The sequence below is a fragment of the Daejeonella sp. genome, from assembly GCF_044348475.1.
Taxonomy (GTDB): Bacteria; Bacteroidota; Bacteroidia; order Sphingobacteriales; family Sphingobacteriaceae; genus Daejeonella.
In genome coordinates this window covers 1-19,824 of record NZ_JBIKSU010000014.1, presented here as the reverse complement: position 1 = coordinate 19,824, position 19,824 = coordinate 1, and the positions used below count along the sequence as shown (strand labels likewise).

Here is a 19,824-nt window from a genome sequence, read left to right as displayed (position 1 = left end):
AATTTACACAAAATACGGGCCTTACTTGTTTGGCAAATTTTCGCGGATGAATGATTCCAAAAAACTGCATTATAAGACTTAAAATTCTTAACTTTGCATCCTTAAATTTGGGAGTTAAAGCACTGATGTACAAAGAATATAAGCAACTTGATCTATCAAAAACCGGTAAAGAGATATTAGAATACTGGAAAAAAAACCAGGTATTTGAAAAAAGTATTTCTAACCGGCCTGCTTCTAAACCTTATATATTTTATGAGGGGCCACCATCTGCGAACGGGATGCCGGGAATCCATCATGTTATGGCCCGCTCCATTAAGGATATTTTTTGTCGTTATAAAACCCTCAAAGGCTTTCGAGTAAATCGTAAAGGAGGATGGGATACGCATGGGCTACCTATTGAACTGGCTGTAGAAAAGAAGCTGGGTATTACCAAAGACGATATCGGTAAAAGCATTACCGTTGAAGAATATAATGCTGCCTGCCGTACCGAGGTTATGAAATATACCGATGTATGGAACGACCTGACCGAGAAAATGGGCTATTGGGTTGACCTAGAGAATCCATATATCACCTATGAAAATGAGTATATAGAAACCCTCTGGTGGATCTTGAAGCAGTTTCATGAAAAAGGACTTTTATACAAAGGATATACTGTTCAGCCTTATTCTCCTGCAGCAGGAACCGGACTAAGCTCACATGAGCTAAACCAGCCCGGGACGTATCAAATGCTAAAAGATACCTCCATAGTTGCCCAGTTCCACATAAAAAAGGATCAGGACCATCCATTAATGAAGATTCTTTTTGACAAAGAAACTGAAGATACCACTATTCTGGCCTGGACCACTACACCATGGACCTTACCATCAAACTGTGCGCTGGCTGTTGGTGCATCCATCAAGTATGTAAAAATTAAAACATTTAATCCGTATACGTTCAGGCCCGTGAGTGTGGTTCTAGCAAAGGATCTTGTTTCAAAATATTTTAAAGAAGAGGCAAAAACCATCCAGTTTTCAGATTACAAGGAAGGCGACAAACTGATTCCATGGCAAATGGAGGCCGAATTCAAGGGATCAGACCTTATTGATCTGCATTACCATCAGCTAATGCCCTATGTAACCAATGCTGATCTTGAAAAGAATGCATTCCGCGTTATTCCTGCCGATTTTGTAACCACAGAAGATGGTACCGGTATCGTACATACCGCATCTGTTTTTGGCGCCGACGATTTTAGGGCCTGCCGCGAAAACAATGTACCATCGGTTATGATCAGGGATGAAAAAGGCAACGAATTCCCGCTGGTTGACAGAAAGGGGAAATTTGTTCAAGAGGTCAGTGACTTTGCCGGTAAATACGTAAAAGAAGAATATTATAGCGATGAAGAACGTAAAGATCCTGATTTCAGGCCTACTGATGTGTTAATCGCCATCAAATTAAAGGAAGAGAACAAAGCCTTTGATGTTAAGAAATACGAACACAGTTACCCGCATTGCTGGAGAACAGATAAACCTGTTTTATATTATCCGCTAGATAGCTGGTTTATCAAAACTACAGCTGTTAAAGAACGCCTAGTTGCACTCAATAAAACCATCAACTGGAAGCCTGAATCAACGGGTACCGGGCGTTTTGGAAACTGGCTAGAAAATCTGGTTGACTGGAATTTATCCAGATCACGATACTGGGGTACTCCTTTGCCAATCTGGCGTACTGAAGATGGTTCAGAAGAAAAATGTATCGGGTCAGTTAATGAATTGAGAGCCGAGATCAAGAAATCTGCAGATGCTGGTTTTATGGATCCTACATTTGTGATTAATGATATGCATCGCCCTTTTGTGGATGATGTGGTTTTACTTTCTCCATCCGGCAAAAAAATGTTTCGTGAACCCGACCTCATTGATGTCTGGTTCGATTCAGGTGCTATGCCTTATGCGCAATGGGGTCTTCCCCCAACCGAAGAAGGTAAAAATGGAAACATTAGTGCAAAAGATTTTTTAGATTATTGGAACACTCATTCGGGGTCTGATTCTGAAGCTGGATCAATATATCCTGCCGATTTCATTGCCGAAGGAGTAGATCAAACTCGCGGATGGTTTTTTACCCTGCATGCCATTGGTGTAATGCTCAATGATAGCGTGTCCTTTAAAAATGTGGTATCTAACGGGCTGGTATTAGACAAAAGCGGCAATAAAATGTCGAAACGTTTGGGCAATGCAGTTGATCCATTTGAAACCATTGAAAAATACGGCGCAGATCCTACTCGCTGGTACATGATCAGCAATGCATCGCCATGGGATAATTTAAAATTCAATATCGAAGGAATTGATGAGGTACGCCGCAAGTTCTTTGGAACATTACATAACACCTATGCATTTTTTGTGCTTTATGCAAATATAGACGGCTTTAGGTATCAGGAAGAGAATGTCAAAGACCGCCCAGAAATTGATCGTTGGATTATTTCATTATTAAATTCATTAATTCTGGAAGTTGATAAACACTATGCCGACTTTGAACCAACCCGCGCCACTCGTGCTATCCAGAACTTTGTGGATGAGCACTTGAGCAACTGGTATGTTCGCTTATGCCGTCGCCGTTTCTGGAAGGGTGAATATTCTGAAGATAAAATATCAGCTTATCAAACACTTTACACATGTTTGAATACCATTGCAAAGCTTATGTCACCGGTTGCGCCATTTTTCAGTGATCGCTTATACATTGACCTAAACAATGCTACTGGTAAAGAACAGGCTCTTTCTGTACACCTGGCCAATTTTCCGGAATACAATGAAGGCTTGGTAGACAAAGCCTTGGAAGAACGCATGGGGCTTGCTCAGGATATTTCTTCACTAATCCTTTCGCTGCGAAAAAAAGTTGGTATTAATGTAAGACAGCCATTAGGTAAAGCACTTATACCAGTTTTGGATAAAACTTTCAAAGCAAGGGTTGAAAAAATAAAAGATCTGATCCTTTCAGAAACAAACATTAAAGATATTGAGTACATTACAGATACCTCTGGCATTATCAGCAAAAAAATAAAGCCAAACTTTAAAGCTTTAGGCCCAAAAGTTGGTAAGGATATGAAAATTGTGGCAGAAGCATTAAACACCTTAACCCAACAGGAAATTAGCCGGTTTGAAAACGAGGGCAAAATAAATATCCGCGACACTGCTTATCAGGTTCTTGTTGAAGATGTAGAAATCTTAGCTGAGGATGTTCCAGGATGGCAGGTTGCAAATCTTGGAGCCTTAACTGTAGCACTAGATATTACCATTACCGAAGATTTAAAGCAAGAGGGTATTTCAAGAGAGCTGGTTAACCGCATCCAGAACATGCGAAAAGATCAGGGTTTTGAGGTTACAGATAAGATTAGGGTACAGGTTAAAGACCATCCGTATATTTCGGAAGCCCTAAAAAATAATTTATCATATATTTGCGCCGAAATCCTGGCCAACTCCTTAGAGCTTGTAAATGAGCTAAATGAGGGAGAATTGGTAAGTATTGATGAGCATAATTTAATGATACTAATAAATAAAGGATAGAAATGGATAAGCACGTAAAAACAAGATATTCTGATGCAGAATTGCAGGAATTCAAAACCCTTATTACCGATAAATTACGTAGTTCAAGAGAAGAATTAGCTGCTTTAAGCCAATCATTAAGTAATCCAAATATGAACGGAACTGATGATACCGCAGGTACTTACAAGACTCTTGAAGATGGATCAGCTACCCTTGAAAAGGAATCAATCAATCAGCTGGCTGCCCGTCAGCGCAAATTCATAGATAACCTAGAGAATGCCTTGGTGCGTATTGAAAATAAGACCTACGGTATTTGCAGAGAAACCGGAAAATTAATACCGAAAGAACGTTTGCGTGCAGTTCCTCATGCAACATTAAGTATGGAAGCTAAAATGAAACAGGCCTAAATGAAAGCTTATACTAAGCCCTTTTTTGCGATTTTCTTCATATTAATTGCTGACCAGGTTTTAAAATTCTGGATCAAGCTGAACATGTCTTTAGGGCAGGAGTATAAAATTATTGGCAACTGGGCGATCATTCATTTTACTGAAAATAATGGAATGGCATTCGGCATGGAGTTTGGCGGCGAAACCGGAAAACTGGTATTAACCTTATTCCGGATTGTGGCTGTTTTAGGAATAGGTTACGGATTGGTATATATGATTAAACATAAATACCACCGCGGGCTGATCATGAATTTATCACTCATCTTTGCTGGTGCAATGGGAAATATCATCGATTCAACCTTTTATGGCGTACTATTTAACGAAAGTTCTTATTATGAACCCGCAAAATTATTTCCTGTTGAAGGCGGCTATTCTAGCCTGTTTCATGGTAAAGTAGTTGACATGTTCTATGTTCCCATAATCCAAGGGGCATACCCTTCATGGTTTCCATTTTGGGGCGGGCAAGAACTTATTTTTTTCAGACCCGTATTTAACCTAGCCGACTCTGCGATATCCATTGGAGTGATTATGATTTTATTGTATCAAAAAAGATATTTCAAAGAAGAGAAAGAAGAGGTAGTATACACCCACAGCGAAGTTGTTGAAGAATAGAAATTGAGGCCTGAGAGGGCCTTTTTTTATACCTTTATTTTAGGAGGCATGAGATATGACTAGAGTACTTAAACTGATAACTGAAATGTGTTGTCTGGCTGCCGTACCCAAACTGTTAACCCGATAGCTATCGGGTGATAACAGATAACAGATAACTGATAACAGACAACTGATAACAGATAACTGACAACTGATAACAGATAACTGACAACTGACAACCGAATAAAATGCATTCACACCAAAAAGAGCCAAGAGATGTTGTTCCCTCTAAAAAGAAACAGCATTATGCCATAAGGCCTGAGCTTCGTGATTATCTTTTAAAATTCGACCGTGAGGTGAAGCTTCCGGTACAGTATTCAGACTTGATGCGTTTTAACCTGAAAACTCCATTAAGAGATAAAGAAGGTCGCGATACGCTTTGGTATACCGTCTATTATGATGAAAGTGAAATGAAGGAACTTTTCCCAAATCTTACTTACATCTATGCACTGATGAATACAGATGGTGATACCGCGGTTATGGAACACCTTTCGGTAGCGCGTATCGACTATTGCACCTTTGCCAATACCAGGCCATTTCGGGTTCGCATCATCAACCGCCTGAATGATAATTATGATCATTTTTACGTCAAAGTGGCCGATGCTTCGCGGGTTTACGGACTGGAGCTGGAGCATATTCTCTCACCCAACAGGATCAGTTATTTAACGGATGGCAATACCCTGATCGAAGAACATATTCCTGGTTTACCTGGCGATGAATTTATCAGCAGACGCTTAGGTACTTCCAAATTTAATCAGATTCGAATTTGTAAGGAGTTTGTGAAATTCAATGAACGCTGTTTTGTTAGGTTACTTGGAGATATGCGTTCTTATAATTTTGTTGTCGATATCACTCCAGATATTGAAGGAAATCAATACCGCTTTCGGGCCATCGACTTTGACCAGCAATCGTATGAAGGTAGACTGAAAATGTACCTGCCACATTATTTCAAAGAGAACCTGGCTCTGGTACAGCTTGGAATGCAACATATGGACTTAACCACCATGAGGCAGTATCAGGAGGAAGAAAGAAGCCTGATCGCAAACCGTTTTCGTACAGGGAATTACCGTATCGAAGAACTTTTTAGGGTAATGGACATTGATACCATTGCACCGGATGAAAAAGTCAGGCAATTAGGCAAAGAGCTTTCCTCTTACCATAAAAACCCGGCATTTAAAACTTGTACCACCATGGGGCAGCTAGTATTTGAATACCTGAGCCAGATCGTTGGAAAACGACAGGGGTAAAAATGCAGGGATTTTAATGTAATATCAAAAACCACCCCCTTTTATTCCCCCGCCTGCGGTGGACACTGGTCGGCTAAGAAAATTTTGCTATAAACTAACCTGCAATTTCCTTATCCGTCATACAACCGCGTCTCTGCGTCTTTGCGAGAAAATCTTTAAATACAATGACAGAATCCCATGAAATTAAAATAGAAGAGCTCGCAAAGACGCCAAGACGCAAAGGGTTATAGATTATAATTTATGAGTAACTCCATTATTAATCACATTCTGGCAAGCGAACCGATATCCTTTAAGCGCTGCGAGGGGTGGTTTTTAGCTGCTTTCAAGAGCCCGTTAGCGCACGCGTGTCGCGTGTGCTGCTTTCTTTAAACAAATCATTCAGTGCTGCTTTCTTTAAAAAAATCATTCTGTCCGATTATGAATATTTTTTTGAAACTTTTATACTCACTATCTAAACTCCAGTACCAGATCATCTGTATTAACCAATGTTCCAGGAGATAATATAATATCACCTACAATACCATCCGCACTCGCAGCAATATTGGTTTCCATTTTCATAGCTTCAACCATAAACAATGGCTGATTTTTTTTCACTTCATCGCCCTGCTTGACAAAAACCTTTGAAAGCATGCCCTGCAAAGGAGAGCCAATATGATGCGCACTTGCCTTATCGGCCTTACGATTTTCTTGACGGGTTACTTTGATAGACCTATCCTGAACCTCAATATTACGGGTCTGTCCATTCAGCTTAAAGAAAGCAGTTCGCATACCTTTATCATCAGCAGGCCCCATAGACTGAAGCCTCACCAGTAATGTTTTACCGGGAGCGATCTCAATGGTGGTTTCCTCACCCTGTTTCATACCAAAAAAGAAATATTTGGTTGGGACCACATCAACATCTCCATATTTACGGAACATATGCAGATAATCCTCTGTCACCTTTGGATAAAACTTATATGATAAATAAGTTGTATAAGGAAGATCATCACCGAACTGTTTCTTAAAATCCTTGAAGTCCTGATCCAAATCAAGCGCTGGCAAACTCTTACCGGCACGTTCAGTCATGGCAGTTTTACCTTTCAATACTATCCGCTGAAGCTCTTGGGGGAACCCTCCTTCTGGCTGACCTATCTCACCCATAAAATAAGAAACTACCGATTCCGGGAAAGATATATGATCGCCTTTGGTAAATATATCCTCCTTGCTTATGTTGTTTGCTACCATATACTGGGCCATATCGCCAACAACTTTTGAACTAGGAGTTACCTTTACGATATCTCCAAACAGCTCATTCACATCAGCATAGCGTTCTTTTATCTCTTCAAACTGATCTCCAAGCCCAAGTGCGATCGCCTGCGGCTTAAGGTTTGAATACTGTCCACCAGGTATTTCATGCTGAAAAACTTCTGCAGAACTTGATTTCATACCTGACTCAAAAGGATGATAATAATCACGAACCGTTTCCCAATAATTGCTAAACTGATTCAGTGATTTTACATTATATGGATTCTCACGTTCATGAAAACGCATCATCTCCACTATAGAATTAAAATTCGGCTGAGAAGTCATTCCCGACATGGAACCAAGCGCGCAATCAATCACATCCACACCAGCTTCAATAGCCATGAGGTAAGTTGCCGACTGAAGGGAGGAAGTATCATGAGTATGAAGATGTATAGGAATCTTTACAGTGTCTTTTAATGCTTCAATCAGCAATTTGGCTGCATGGGGTTTTAAAAGCCCTGACATGTCCTTAACGCCTAAAATATGAGATCCTGCATTTTCAAGATCTTTTGCCATGCGCAAGTAATAATCAAGATTATATTTAGTTCGCTTTGGATCGAGAATATCGCCGGTATAACATAAAGAACCCTCGGCAATTCCTCCGGTTTTACGCACCATATCAATACATGGGGCTATATTTTCCATCCAGTTTAATGAGTCAAAGATGCGGAATACATCCACACCATTCTCCCAGCTCTTTTGAACAAATGACTCAACCAGATTATCGGGATAGGCAGAATATCCAACTCCATTACACCCTCTTATCAGCATCTGAATAAGAATATTAGGCATGGCAGCCCTTAATTTCTGTAATCTAACCCATGGATCTTCATGCAGAAACCTTAAACAAACATCAAATGTAGCACCACCCCATGCCTCCATACTGAATGTTTGAGGATGATCTTTGGCATAAGCTTCAGCAACCTTAAGCATATCATAAGTACGCATGCGTGTTGCCAGCAATGATTGGTGGCCATCCCTAAACGTGGTATCAGTATAATAAATCTTCTTTTCATTCTTTAACCAGGTACAAAAGGCCTCTGCACCCATATCATTCAGCATATCCTTTGTTCCTCTAGGATAGCTAGATGTATGGTCAAACTCGGGCACAATGGGTTTCTCAAGTCGAATTTCAGGATCAAAGTTCTTAACATCCGGATTTCCATTCAATGAAATATCACCAAGAAATGATAAAACACGAGTACCGCGATCCAAACCTTTTGTAATAGCAAATAACTCAGGATACTCCTGTATAAAATTAACTGTAGCTTTTCCTTCAACAAAAACAGGATGATTAATAAGATTCTCCAGAAACTGAATATTATTTTTTACCCCTCTAATCCTGAACTCACGTAAGGCGCGATTCATCTTACGTGCCGCATCGAGTAAAGTTGCCCCCTGAGTACTAACCTTCACAAGCATAGAGTCGAAAAACGGGCTGATCTTCATTCCCGGATAAGTACTTCCCTCATCCAGACGCACACCAAATCCGGTAGCATTTCTATAGGTAATTAATGTGCCATAATCAGGCTTAAAGTCATTAGATGGATCTTCGGTGGTAATTCTGCATTGCATGGCAAAGCCATTTTTCATCACCTTCGACTGATCAGAAAGACCAATTTCAGGGTCAGAAAGCTTGTACCCATCAGCAATATAGATCTGAGTTTTTATGAGGTCAATTCCAGTTATCATTTCTGTAACCGTATGTTCAACCTGAATTCTAGGATTAACTTCTATAAAATAAATACGCTCATCAGAATCAACCAGGAACTCCACAGTACCGACATTATTATAATTAACAGCTTTTGCAATGCTAACCGCATAATGATATAGTTTTTCGCGAGTCTGATCTTTCAAATTAAGAGAAGGCGCAACTTCCACTACCTTTTGAAAACGCCGCTGCACTGAACAATCGCGTTCATAAAGGTGCATCACCTGCTGATGGTTATCCGCTACAATCTGTACCTCAATATGGCGCGGACGCTCAATGAATTTTTCAAGAAATACCGTATCGTCACCAAATGCATTTTTAGCCTCACTCTTGGCTTCAGGAAATACTTTTCTAAGCTCTTCATCGGTTCTAACCACACGCATACCACGACCACCACCACCCGAAGCAGCCTTTAATATCATGGGGAAACCAATTCTTTGTGCCTCAGAAAGTGCTATTTCAAGCGTATTAAGATCAGGCACATTACTTTCTATAATAGGAATCTGAGCTTGTTTTGCGACTGTTTTTGCTTGAATCTTATCTCCCAACGCAATCATAACGTCAGGTCTGGGACCGATAAATACGATGCCATTCTCGGCACATTGACGTGCGAACTCCGGATTTTCAGATAAAAAGCCATATCCAGGATGAATAGCGTCTGCTTTGCAGTATTTAGCCATTTTTATGATGGCCTGAATATCAAGATATGGCTTTAAAGGGTTATTATCCTCACCAATCTGATAGGCCTCATCGGCCTTATAACGGTGAAGTGAATAACGATCTTCGTAGGTATAAATTGCTGCTGTCCGGATATTCAGCTCATTACACGCTCGGCTAATTCTGATCGCAATCTCCCCTCTGTTTGCGATCAGTATTTTCTTAATATTCATAACTCTAAACAATTAATTTCTAAGATAGAAAAATATATACCAAAATACGATTCGGTTCAAAATCTATTTATAATCACTATATAAAGCAATAATCGACTATGAGATTTCGAAAAAATAAAGAATTGGAAATAATAATGTGCTGAAATTCAGAAACGCAAAATTAAAATGCGCAGAATATATTATTTACCCAATGGATGAAAATTGTAACCTCTAAAATGAAAAAAAATGATATGAAACAACAACCTGACCTAACCAAATATGATAGCAGAAATTGAAAAATCAATTCTCTTTTTATTATTATCCAGACCGTTATTCAGAAGACAAACATGATCACACTAGTTGATCCACTCAAAACCCGTATATGGAACCAATGCTGCTGGAATTCTAATCCCATTTTCTGTCTGATTGTTTTCCAGTAAAGAAGCTACTATCCTGGGTAATGCAAGCGCACTCCCATTTAAAGTATGTGCAAGCTGAGACTTGCCTTCCTTGCTTTTGAAACGTAGTTTCAGGCGGTTACTCTGATAGGTTTCAAAATTTGACACTGAGGATACTTCAAGCCAACGAGCCTGTGCGGCACACCATACTTCCATATCATACGTTTTAGCTGAAGTAAATCCCATATCGCCTCCGCATAAACTTAATACACGGTAAGGAAGTTCTAAGGCCTGTAGGAGTGACTGAACATACGCACTCATATCTTCAAGAACCTGATAAGAATGAGATGGATGAACAACCTGCACGATCTCAACTTTATCAAACTGATGCAATCTATTCAAACCACGAACATGCGCACCGTATGAACCTGCTTCTCTGCGAAAACAAGGAGTATATGCACAGTTTTTTACCGGCAACTCATCTTCCTTCAAAATCACATCACGATATAAATTAGTAATCGGAACCTCTGCAGTTGGAATCAGGTATAGATTATCAATGCCAATATGGTACATCTGCCCTTCCTTATCTGGAAGCTGTCCGGTTCCAAAACCTGAGGCTTCATTTACCACGATAGGTGGCTGCATTTCACGGTATCCAGCTACGCCGGCACGATCCATAAAGAAATTGATCAGCGCACGCTGAAGTTTAGCGCCTTTACCTTTATAAACAGGAAATCCGGCACCGGCTATCTTGTTTCCAAGTTCAAAATCAATAATATCATATTTTGTTGCCAGCTCCCAATGGGGCAGCGCATTTTGCATCAGCTTAGGAATCTTTCCGTTTTCTAAAGCCACCACATTTTCTTCTGGGGTTTTGCCTTTGGGAACTGAAATATGAGGTAAATTGGGAAGCAAGACGAGCTCATTCTGCAATAGAATTTCAATAGCGCTTAACTTATCACTCAGAATTTTAGACTGCTCCTTATTGGTATTTGACTGTAATTTTATGCTTTCTGCTTCATCTTTGAGACCCTGGCGCATCAAATCGCCAATTTTTTTTGCAGATGCATTGGCCTCAGCAGCAATAGAGTCTAATTGCGTCTGTGTTTGCCGGCGGTCATCATCTAATTTAATGATATTATCAACCAGCTCAGGATGTTTAAAATTCTTTACCGATAAACGATTTAAAACTTCATCCCTATTTTCACGGATATAACTAACTTGCAGCATCTTTAATAAATTTAGACAAAGATATAAACAGTTTGGAGTTTGGGCTTTGATTTTGGAGTTTTTCCTCAATTTTTGCCCAAATAAAATAAGAAACCATGAGCGGTAAACTCTACCTTGTACCAACACCGATTGGAAATCTTGAGGACATGAGCTTCAGGGCTATCCGCATTTTGAAAGAGGTAGACCTCATTCTTGCAGAAGATACCCGCACCAGTGCACCTTTACTGAAACATTTTGGCATTGATAAAAAGCTTTTTTCTCATCATCAGCACAATGAGCATAAATCAGTTACCGAGGTTATTCGCTTTTTAAAAGAAGGCAAACAAATAGCCCTGATCTCTGATGCAGGAACACCAGCCATTTCAGATCCCGGATTTTTACTTGTGCGTGAAGCCATCCGAAATGAAATACCATTAGAATGCCTTCCAGGAGCTACGGCATTTGTACCGGCATTGGTCAATTCAGGATTAGCTGCCGACAGATTTACTTTTGAAGGTTTTTTACCGGTTAAGAAAGGTAGACAAACACGCATGAAGGAGCTTGCAAACGAAACACGTACCATGATTTTTTATGAATCTCCGCATCGATTGCTGAAAACCCTGGATGAGCTAGGGCAATATCTGGGTACAGATCGGCAGGCTTCCGTATCAAGAGAACTGACTAAGATGTTTGAAGAAACAGTCAGGGGAACTTTAAACGAAATAAAAATGCATTATGAAATTCATACCTTAAAAGGTGAAATAGTAATTTGCGTTGCAGGCAAATAGAACCATTAAAAAATAAAATTATGTTAAGCGAACACTATTTATCTGATGATCAGGATCCAAAAACTGCTGAAAAGGTTTTAGGGAAATTAAGCGATATGCTTACCTCGGGCGAGGCTGTAATTTATCTGGCTATTCAGAAAAGACCAGCTGTAACTCTCATTCCAGATTGTATTGCGGTAACCAATAAACGGATTGTATTCTGTATTCCAGAAAACCTTGGACTTACCACCAATTATATCACATTTACTTGGGCAGAGGTCAAAGAAGTATCTTTTAAAGAAGAATTTTTTGGATCAAAGTTTATCACCATCCCTCAAAGAGGTGAAAATATAAGCATTGATTATATACCCAAAGTTCAGGCAAGAAAACTATTTCAATACTGCAATGAGCAACTTGAAAAGCATAAATTAATTCCTTCAGGGCCAGAAACTGCATTACAAAATGAAAATTTAAGTGATGATTATGCCTCTTACATTGAAGTTAAAGATGAAGATTCAACAGTAAAAAGTACAATAAAAGATATGGAAGATGATCTTACTCAAAAATTAAAAAAATTAAAAATTTTATTTGAGAAGCAACTCATCAGTCAGGACGAATACGAACGTAAAAAAGCAGATATTTTATCTCAATTATAAATGAAAAAAAATTACCAGCTCGCATTACTTAGCGCATTTCTGCTGTGGCTGGCATGGCCGCCAATCCCATTCACTGCCCTTATCCTGCTTGTGGCATTAGTGCCGCTACTTCAGGCCGCAGAAAACATTATTCAATCAAAAGAAAAAAAGAAAGGCCGACTAATCTGGAGAATTGCTATTATTTGTTTTTTTATTTGGAATACTACCTGTATATATTGGGTTTTCAACTCTCTAAACGCAGTAATGCCTGCATGGCTGGCAATTATTATTGCACAGATCCCTTTTTGTCTTGGCGCAGTGCTGATGACCCTTGCCTTTTGGCTTTACTACCGCCTGAGACTGATAACAAGCAAAATATGGAGTTATGCCGGACTAATCTGTTTCTGGATAGGGTATGAATACCTGCATCAAACATGGGATTTGGCATTCCCCTGGATGAATCTTGGAAATGGCTTTGCAGAAGCGCACTATCTCATTCAATGGTATGAATATACTGGAGTATATGGTGGAACACTGTGGGTCTTATTATGTAATATTTTTGTTTTTGAAACACTGCTTGCTATAAAAAGTAAGTCAACAAAAACACAACAGATCAAACTTCAGATTTCAACCGCTGCATTGGTGTTGATTCCAATACTATGCTCCATTCTCATCTACGTTAATTATGAGGAAAAGGCCAATCCTGCGAATATAGTTGCAGTTCAGCCTAATATTGATCCTTATGAGAAATTCGGAAAATTATCTGCTTCTGATCAAGTAGCAAAACTGATTAAGCTATCAGAATCAATAGGTCAGACCAATACGGAATTTTTTATTTGGCCTGAAACTGCCATTTCAAGAGGCACAGAAGAAAGAAGTTTCAGAGGAGATGAGAATTTTATCCAAATACAGAAATTCTTAAAGAATTATAAAAACGGAAACCTCGTAACAGGAATAGAAAGTTTTGCCATTTATGATACAGCAATAACAGCAACTGCTAGATATGACAGTAGATCAAATATCTATTATGATGTTTTCAATGCAGCTGTGCTGATTGAGAATTCTGCAAAACTTCAATTCTATCATAAATCGAAACTCGTTCCGGGAGTAGAACAAACTCCATTCTCAAATTCAATGGCATTTTTAAAGCCTGCATTCGCAGCCTTTGGTGGATCATCGGGAAGTTATGGTAAACAGAGTGAACCATCTGTATTCTATTCACAAAGCGGAATTGGATTAGCCCCTGTAATTTGTTATGAATCAATCTGGGGAGAATATGTTGCTGATTACATTAAGAAAGATGCACAGTTCATCGCAATTATTACCAATGATGGCTGGTGGGGTAATACCTCAGGTAAAGACCAGCATTTGCAATATGCCAAACTCAGAGCAATTGAAACAAGAAGATGGGTAGCTCGCTCTGCCAATACAGGAATATCAGCTTTTATTGATCAGCGCGGTACCATTATACAACGTACAAAATGGTGGATGCCCAGCGTTTTGAAACAGGATATTAATTTGAATGCGGAAATTACATTCTATGTAAAGCATGGCGATTATATCGCAAAAGCCGGAACTGCAGGAAGTGCTCTGTTTGCATTATTTCTAATGATAGGGATTTTTAAGTTTAGGTTGTAAGTCGTAAGTTATAGGTTGTAGGTCGTAAGTTATAGGTTGTAGGTTATAAGTTGAAAGGGGAAAGCTGAAAGGGGAAAGGAGAAAGTTGAAAGGGGAAAGTTGAAAGCAAAAAGGGGAAAGCTGAAAGCAAAAAGTAGAGAAGAGCAATCAATTGAAATGAGGTAGTATAAAGCAATTCTAACTAACCAACCAACATCAGATAACAGATAACAGACAACTGATAACTACTAACTAACCAACTAACTACTAACTAACTAACTAACCAACTAAATAGTATTGAGTAGAGAGTATTGAGTACTAACTAGCCGATAACTGATAACAGACAACTGATAACAGATAACTGATAACAGATAACTGACAACAGATAACTGATAACAGACAACTGATAACAGATACCTGCTAACTCAAATATTTCCCCACAATAGGCATCCTTCTTCCAATTCCGAAGGCCTTTGGAGATACCCTTAATATTGGCGGTGCTTGATTTCGTTTGAATTCGGCAACATTAACCATACGCAAAATACGTTTTACTAAAGCCTCATCATATCCCATTGCAATTAGTTCTGCAGCGCTCTTTTTAAGCTCAATGTACTGATACAATACCCCATCAAGTATATCGTATTCTGGCAAGGAATCAGAATCTTTCTGCCCTGGCCTAAGCTCTGCAGAGGGAGGTTTAACGATGCTATTCTCAGGAATAATTGTCCTTTCCCGGTTCATATAATGAGCAAGCTTGTAAACCTGTGTTTTATATAAATCGCCAAGCACGCCAATGGCACCCGCCATATCACCATATAAGGTTCCATACCCAACAGCACACTCACTTTTATTAGATGTATTGAGAAGTATATAACCAAATTTATTCGACATCGCCATCACAATAATTGCTCTGCTCCTAGCCTGAATATTTTCTTCTGCCACATTAAATGGAAGATCTTTAAATGCAGGTTTCATCATATTCTCGAATGCGGCGGCGGCTTCTTTAATTGGTATTATTTCATGTTTACATCCCAAATTACTAACCAGATCTAATGCATCCTGAATGGAATGATCACTTGAATATTCTGAAGGCATCAATACTGCCATCACATTATCAGGGCCCAGTGCTTTGGCAGCAAGTGCACAAACGAGTGCAGAGTCAATGCCTCCTGATAACCCTAGAATAGCTTTGCTGAATCCAGATTTTTCAAAATAATCCCGTATCCCAAGAATCAATGCATCATGTATTTGCTGAATATCGTTTTGAGAATCATGAGCTATTGGTTTATGGCCAATTATTCTTCCGTATTCAAACGAATAAATTTTTAGGCTTTCAGAGAAATAAGGAAATTCATCAAGCAAAGAACCATCCTGATCAAAGACCAATGAGCCCCCATCAAAAATAATTTCGGTTTGAGCCCCAACCTGATTAACATAAAAGAGTGGTAGGCGATACTTTCTGCAATTATCTCCTAATATCTGCACCCTTTCTTCATCATGATTATACGCAAAAGGAGATGCTGCAATATTGATCATCAGATCGGGATTCTCATTAATTAGCATATCCATTGGCGAAATAACATACATCGGATTATCGTTGATATTCCACATATCTTCGCAGATTGTTAGGGCTATTCGATGCCCCATAAACTCAATACAAGCAAAATTTACTGCCGGCTCAAAATAGCGATACTCATCAAAAACATCGTAATTAGGTAGTAATGCTTTATTGACAATAGATTTTATTTGAGTATCCTCAATAAAATAAGCCGAGTTATAGAGATCCTTACCCTTAATGGTTGGATTCTTTGTTGGTAAACCAATGATACAGGCAATACCCTTACATGCGGCCGCAATTTTTTGTGCAGATAATTCACACCGATCAATAAACTCAGTAAATTCCAGAAAATCACGTGGCGAATAGCCACAAACAGACAATTCGGCAAACACAACCAAATCGGCACCCTGCAGTTTTGCAGACTGAATAGCATCAATTATCTTGTTTGTATTGTAATCAAAATCACCAATAATGTAATTAAGTTGCGCAAGGGCTATTTTCATTCTCTAATTCTTTAACATCAAAGGCTCAATTACCTATTTAAAAGCTTAATACCTAATTTACTAGGCATTTTCATAATTTAGCAGTTAATCTGTACCTATGAGACCCAAGCAAATTTACCTGTTTTTTTTAATATGCCTGATCTTCCTGTCTTGTAATGACAAAAAGGCTCCAGATATCAGCAACATTAAGCTGAATATGAAGATTGAACGATTTGATCAAGAGCTTGGCAGTATTCAACCCGATGAAATTTCAGAAAAGGTTCCTGCTCTGAGAAAAAAATATACCTGGTTCTTTGATGACTACATGGAAAAAATAATCAGTGTAGGTTTGGTAAATGACACTGTTTATTACACTAATCTAAAGTCAATAATTCAAAATAAAGACTACTTAGAACTTAAATCGACTGTCGATAAAACCTTTCCTAACCTCAAACAGCAGGAAGAAGAAATCAATAGGGCTTTTAAATACATTCGATACTATTATCCAAAGCAAAAATTACCGCGATTGATCAGTTTCTTGTCTGGATTTGCGGTACAAACTCCCATTGGCAACGACTATATTGGAATAGGGCTTGACATGTTTCTAGGCGAAAGCGGATCGCGCTTCTACCCTGCCTTGAGGCAAAGTATACCTGGTTATATTGCCAGAAGATTTAATCCTCAAAATATTAGTCCGAGGGTTATTGAATCGTTTATCCGTGAAGAGATGTTTCCAGATCAGGACAGCGACCGAAATCTATTATCTAAAATGATCTACAATGGCAAGATTCTTTATCTGATGGATGCAGTAATGCCTCAAACAAATGACTCACTGAAGATCGGCTATACCAAAGAACAGTTGGAATGGTGTAGTGAAAATGAGGCTAGCATTTGGGCATATTTGCTGCAAAACGAACTTTTGTTTGAGTCAGATTACATGAAGATCCAGAAATATCTGGCTGAGGCCCCTTTCACACCTGGAGTAGGCGAAAATTCGTCATCTGCCCCTAAATTAGGGATTTGGACCGGTTGGCAGATTGTCAGAAAATACATGGAAAAAAATCCGGAGATTAGTCTTCAACAATTGATGCTTGAAAAAGACTCGCAAAAAATATTGACAGATTCCAACTATAAACCAAGGAATTAATCTTATTATCTCACAAGCCTGTAATCAATACGTATGAAAATCGGACTAGTATTATCTGGCGGAGGCATCCGTGGAATTGCCCATTTAGGTGTTTTACAAGCTCTATCTGAGGCCGGAATCAAATTCAATAGGATTAGTGGAACGAGCGCTGGCTCAATAGTGGGTGCATTGTTTGCTCAGGGAATGGAACCTGCCGAAATTCTAAAGGTTTTTATGAAGACCCACCTTTATAAGTATATCAGACCAGCTTTTAGAGCTAAAGGGCTCATGTCATTGGATAAAATCAGAGCTCTTCTTTTGGAATATATCCCTCATAATTCATTTGAGGGCCTGAAAACACCCATGATTATTACCGCTACCAATTTCAATGAATGTAAAGTAAAGTACTTCAGTTCTGGCGAATTAATTAATCCCATTTTAGCTTCTAGTGCTATACCTGTGTTTTTTAAACCGATTGAAATTGATGGGAAAATTTACATAGATGGGGGTATCCTAAATAATTTTCCGGTAGAACCGCTCAGGTCGGATTGCGACTTTATTATCGGATCATCTTGTAACCATCTTCCTGATACTGATACTATAGAAAGCTATCGTAGGCTCATTGAACGATCGATAATTATGTCTATCAATTCGGATATGGCCGTAAAAGCAGAATATTGCGATGTAATAATTGAACCTCATGGTATGGGTGCAACTAGTGTGTTTGATGTGAAAAAAACTGAAGAAATCTACTGGCTTGCTTACGAAGCTGCATTAAGGAAATTACAGACAGATCAAAAGCTTCAGCAATTGATCGTAAAAAAATGACATTCTAAAAAAAAGCTCATAACCATCAAGTGGTTATGAGCCTTCATTGATATAATAAATTACTTATTTCAATATTTTAACCACTGCTCTCAGGCAGATTACTGCTCCTAATACCCATAAAACATTGGATACAGTACTAATCATAGGCCATGAACCTGTGAAACGTAGAAATATACCAATCAAACCAATTACTATACCTACTATAATAGTACTGTAATGAGCAGGATTGTTAGCTTCAGCAGTTGCGTTATTTTTATTTAATGAATCTTCCATTTCTGTTTATTGAGAAGGTATAAATTTACAAATCTATTTTTCAGTTCAAAATTAATTATCCATTAGATAACGCTGCCGCACCACTCACAATCTCAGTAAGCTCGGTTGTAATTGCAGCCTGTCTTGCCTGGTTGTATGAAAGTTTAAGAGCTTTCAACAGATCACCTGCATTCTCAGTTGCTTTATCCATAGCCGTCATACGAGCACCATGCTCTGAAGCATGTGAGTCTAAAACAGCCTTAAATACCTGAGTTTTTATTGACTTAGGGATCAATTGTTCTACGATTTCTTCCTGAGTAGGCTCTAAAATATAATCAGTTTGCGTACTGCTCACATTCAGATTATCTGACTTTGGAACTGGCAATAGTTGTTCTGTAGTCAGGATCTGAACAGCGGCATTTCTAAATTGATTATATACCAGTTCAACCCTGTCATATTCACCCTTAGCAAAGCCAGCCATAACGGTTTCGGTAATTTTCGAAGTGTTTTCGAAGCTCAGATTGGCGTATAGTTCATTGTTATTCCCTATCACATTGTATTTACGCTTCTCGTAAAAATCCTGAACCTTCTTACCAATAGCTACGATCTGGACATTCCCTTTACGGTATTGTTCAGCGTACTTCTCGGCGATCAAATTATTTGTAGTCTTGATCACATTCATGTTGAATGCACCTGCAAGACCCCGATTTGAAGAAACGGCAATGATCAACACTTTATTCGGCTCGCGTTCCTGAGTAAAAGGAGAGTTAGATCCATCCATACTTGCAGATAAATTCGACAAGATTTCTCTCATCTTATTTGCATAAGGACGCAACTGAACAATTGCACTGGTAGCTCTTTTCAACTTTGCTGCAGAAACCATTTTCATGGCCTTGGTAATCTGCTGAGTTGAAGAGACAGATGCTATACGATTTCTTACTTCTTTTAAATTAGCCATTGTTATTAGATGCAAGATGTGAGCCTTGAGATATAAGACCAATGTCTTTTCTCAAATCTCAAATCTAATGTCTGATATCTCAATTAATATTTATCACCCAACTCCTTAGCTACTGTTTCAAGAGCTGTTGTAATGGTGTCATCCAATTTACCTGCTTTTAGCCCCTGTAATACTTCAGGGTAGCGCTGATCTAATTGCTGGATAAACTCATGTTCAAATGCTTTAACCTTGTTTACAGGTACATTTCTCATTAAGTTTTTAGTTCCAACATAAA

The 19,824-nt window shown here is 38.8% G+C and carries 14 protein-coding genes and 1 pseudogene; 9 read left to right on the top strand and 6 right to left on the bottom strand.

The features are described from left to right. Positions 1 to 125 precede the first annotated feature (125 nt). The 4 genes from ileS to ACIQZ6_RS05375 all read left to right on the top strand — a co-directional run bounded on the left by ileS (position 126) and on the right by ACIQZ6_RS05375 (position 5,856). Positions 126 to 3,533 carry an isoleucine--tRNA ligase gene (gene ileS / locus ACIQZ6_RS05390; protein ID WP_395809018.1) on the top strand — a complete coding sequence of 1,136 codons (3,408 nt, stop codon included), beginning with the start codon at positions 126 to 128 and terminating at the stop codon, positions 3,531 to 3,533. Between the two features lie 2 nt (positions 3,534 to 3,535). Then, the gene (locus tag ACIQZ6_RS05385) at positions 3,536 to 3,919 is read left to right on the top strand and encodes a TraR/DksA family transcriptional regulator (RefSeq protein WP_395808958.1); all 384 of its coding nucleotides are present in this window, start codon (positions 3,536 to 3,538) and stop codon (positions 3,917 to 3,919) included. Further along, positions 3,920 to 4,570 carry a lipoprotein signal peptidase gene (locus ACIQZ6_RS05380; protein WP_395808956.1) on the top strand — a complete coding sequence of 217 codons (651 nt, stop codon included), beginning with the start codon at positions 3,920 to 3,922 and terminating at the stop codon, positions 4,568 to 4,570. Between the two features lie 227 nt (positions 4,571 to 4,797). Next, positions 4,798 to 5,856 carry a hypothetical protein gene (locus ACIQZ6_RS05375; RefSeq protein WP_395808954.1) on the top strand — a complete coding sequence of 353 codons (1,059 nt, stop codon included), beginning with the start codon at positions 4,798 to 4,800 and terminating at the stop codon, positions 5,854 to 5,856. 447 nt (positions 5,857 to 6,303) lie between these two features. On the opposite strand, the gene ACIQZ6_RS05370 is transcribed toward ACIQZ6_RS05375, so the two are convergent. Next, positions 6,304 to 9,741, bottom strand: coding sequence for a pyruvate carboxylase (locus ACIQZ6_RS05370; protein ID WP_395808952.1), 3,438 nt, complete (start codon positions 9,739 to 9,741; stop codon positions 6,304 to 6,306). Positions 9,742 to 10,076: 335 nt separating this feature from the next. Further along, the gene (serS, locus tag ACIQZ6_RS05365) at positions 10,077 to 11,348 is read right to left on the bottom strand and encodes a serine--tRNA ligase (protein WP_395808950.1); all 1,272 of its coding nucleotides are present in this window, start codon (positions 11,346 to 11,348) and stop codon (positions 10,077 to 10,079) included. A 95-nt stretch (positions 11,349 to 11,443) separates the two neighbouring features. On the opposite strand from serS, the gene rsmI reads away from it, so the two are divergent. Genes rsmI through lnt form a run of 3 tightly spaced genes read left to right on the top strand, consistent with a single transcriptional unit; the run spans position 11,444 to position 14,367 of the window. After that, positions 11,444 to 12,115, top strand: coding sequence for a 16S rRNA (cytidine(1402)-2'-O)-methyltransferase (gene rsmI / locus ACIQZ6_RS05360; protein ID WP_395808948.1), 672 nt, complete (start codon positions 11,444 to 11,446; stop codon positions 12,113 to 12,115). A gap of 20 nt (positions 12,116 to 12,135) precedes the next feature. Further along, on the top strand, positions 12,136 to 12,750 hold the full coding sequence (locus ACIQZ6_RS05355; RefSeq protein ID WP_395808946.1) for a PH domain-containing protein: 615 nt from the start codon (positions 12,136 to 12,138) through the stop codon (positions 12,748 to 12,750). Further along, positions 12,751 to 14,367, top strand: coding sequence for an apolipoprotein N-acyltransferase (lnt, locus tag ACIQZ6_RS05350; protein ID WP_395808944.1), 1,617 nt, complete (start codon positions 12,751 to 12,753; stop codon positions 14,365 to 14,367). Between the two features lie 399 nt (positions 14,368 to 14,766). On the opposite strand, the gene ACIQZ6_RS05345 is transcribed toward lnt, so the two are convergent. Continuing rightward, entirely contained in the window at positions 14,767 to 16,407 is a 1,641-nt protein-coding gene (locus tag ACIQZ6_RS05345; protein ID WP_395808942.1) for an NAD+ synthase, read from the bottom strand. 97 nt (positions 16,408 to 16,504) lie between these two features. Here ACIQZ6_RS05345 and gldB point away from each other — a divergent pair, with 97 nt between their 5' ends. Both gldB and ACIQZ6_RS05335 read left to right on the top strand, forming a co-directional pair. After that, positions 16,505 to 17,533 carry a gliding motility lipoprotein GldB gene (gene gldB / locus ACIQZ6_RS05340; protein WP_395808940.1) on the top strand — a complete coding sequence of 343 codons (1,029 nt, stop codon included), beginning with the start codon at positions 16,505 to 16,507 and terminating at the stop codon, positions 17,531 to 17,533. A 33-nt stretch (positions 17,534 to 17,566) separates the two neighbouring features. Next, positions 17,567 to 18,340 carry a patatin-like phospholipase family protein gene (locus ACIQZ6_RS05335; RefSeq protein WP_395808938.1) on the top strand — a complete coding sequence of 258 codons (774 nt, stop codon included), beginning with the start codon at positions 17,567 to 17,569 and terminating at the stop codon, positions 18,338 to 18,340. A gap of 63 nt (positions 18,341 to 18,403) precedes the next feature. Here the strand turns inward: ACIQZ6_RS05335 and ACIQZ6_RS05330 are convergent, their stop codons facing one another. The 3 genes and pseudogenes from ACIQZ6_RS05330 to ACIQZ6_RS05320 form a co-directional block, all read right to left on the bottom strand. Further along, on the bottom strand, positions 18,404 to 18,613 hold the full coding sequence (locus ACIQZ6_RS05330) for a hypothetical protein (protein WP_395808936.1): 210 nt from the start codon (positions 18,611 to 18,613) through the stop codon (positions 18,404 to 18,406). A gap of 55 nt (positions 18,614 to 18,668) precedes the next feature. Beyond that, the gene (gene atpG / locus ACIQZ6_RS05325) at positions 18,669 to 19,550 is read right to left on the bottom strand and encodes an ATP synthase F1 subunit gamma (RefSeq protein ID WP_395808934.1); all 882 of its coding nucleotides are present in this window, start codon (positions 19,548 to 19,550) and stop codon (positions 18,669 to 18,671) included. Between the two features lie 83 nt (positions 19,551 to 19,633). After that, a pseudogene (locus ACIQZ6_RS05320) lies at positions 19,634 to 19,824 on the bottom strand (F0F1 ATP synthase subunit alpha); the annotation flags it as partial.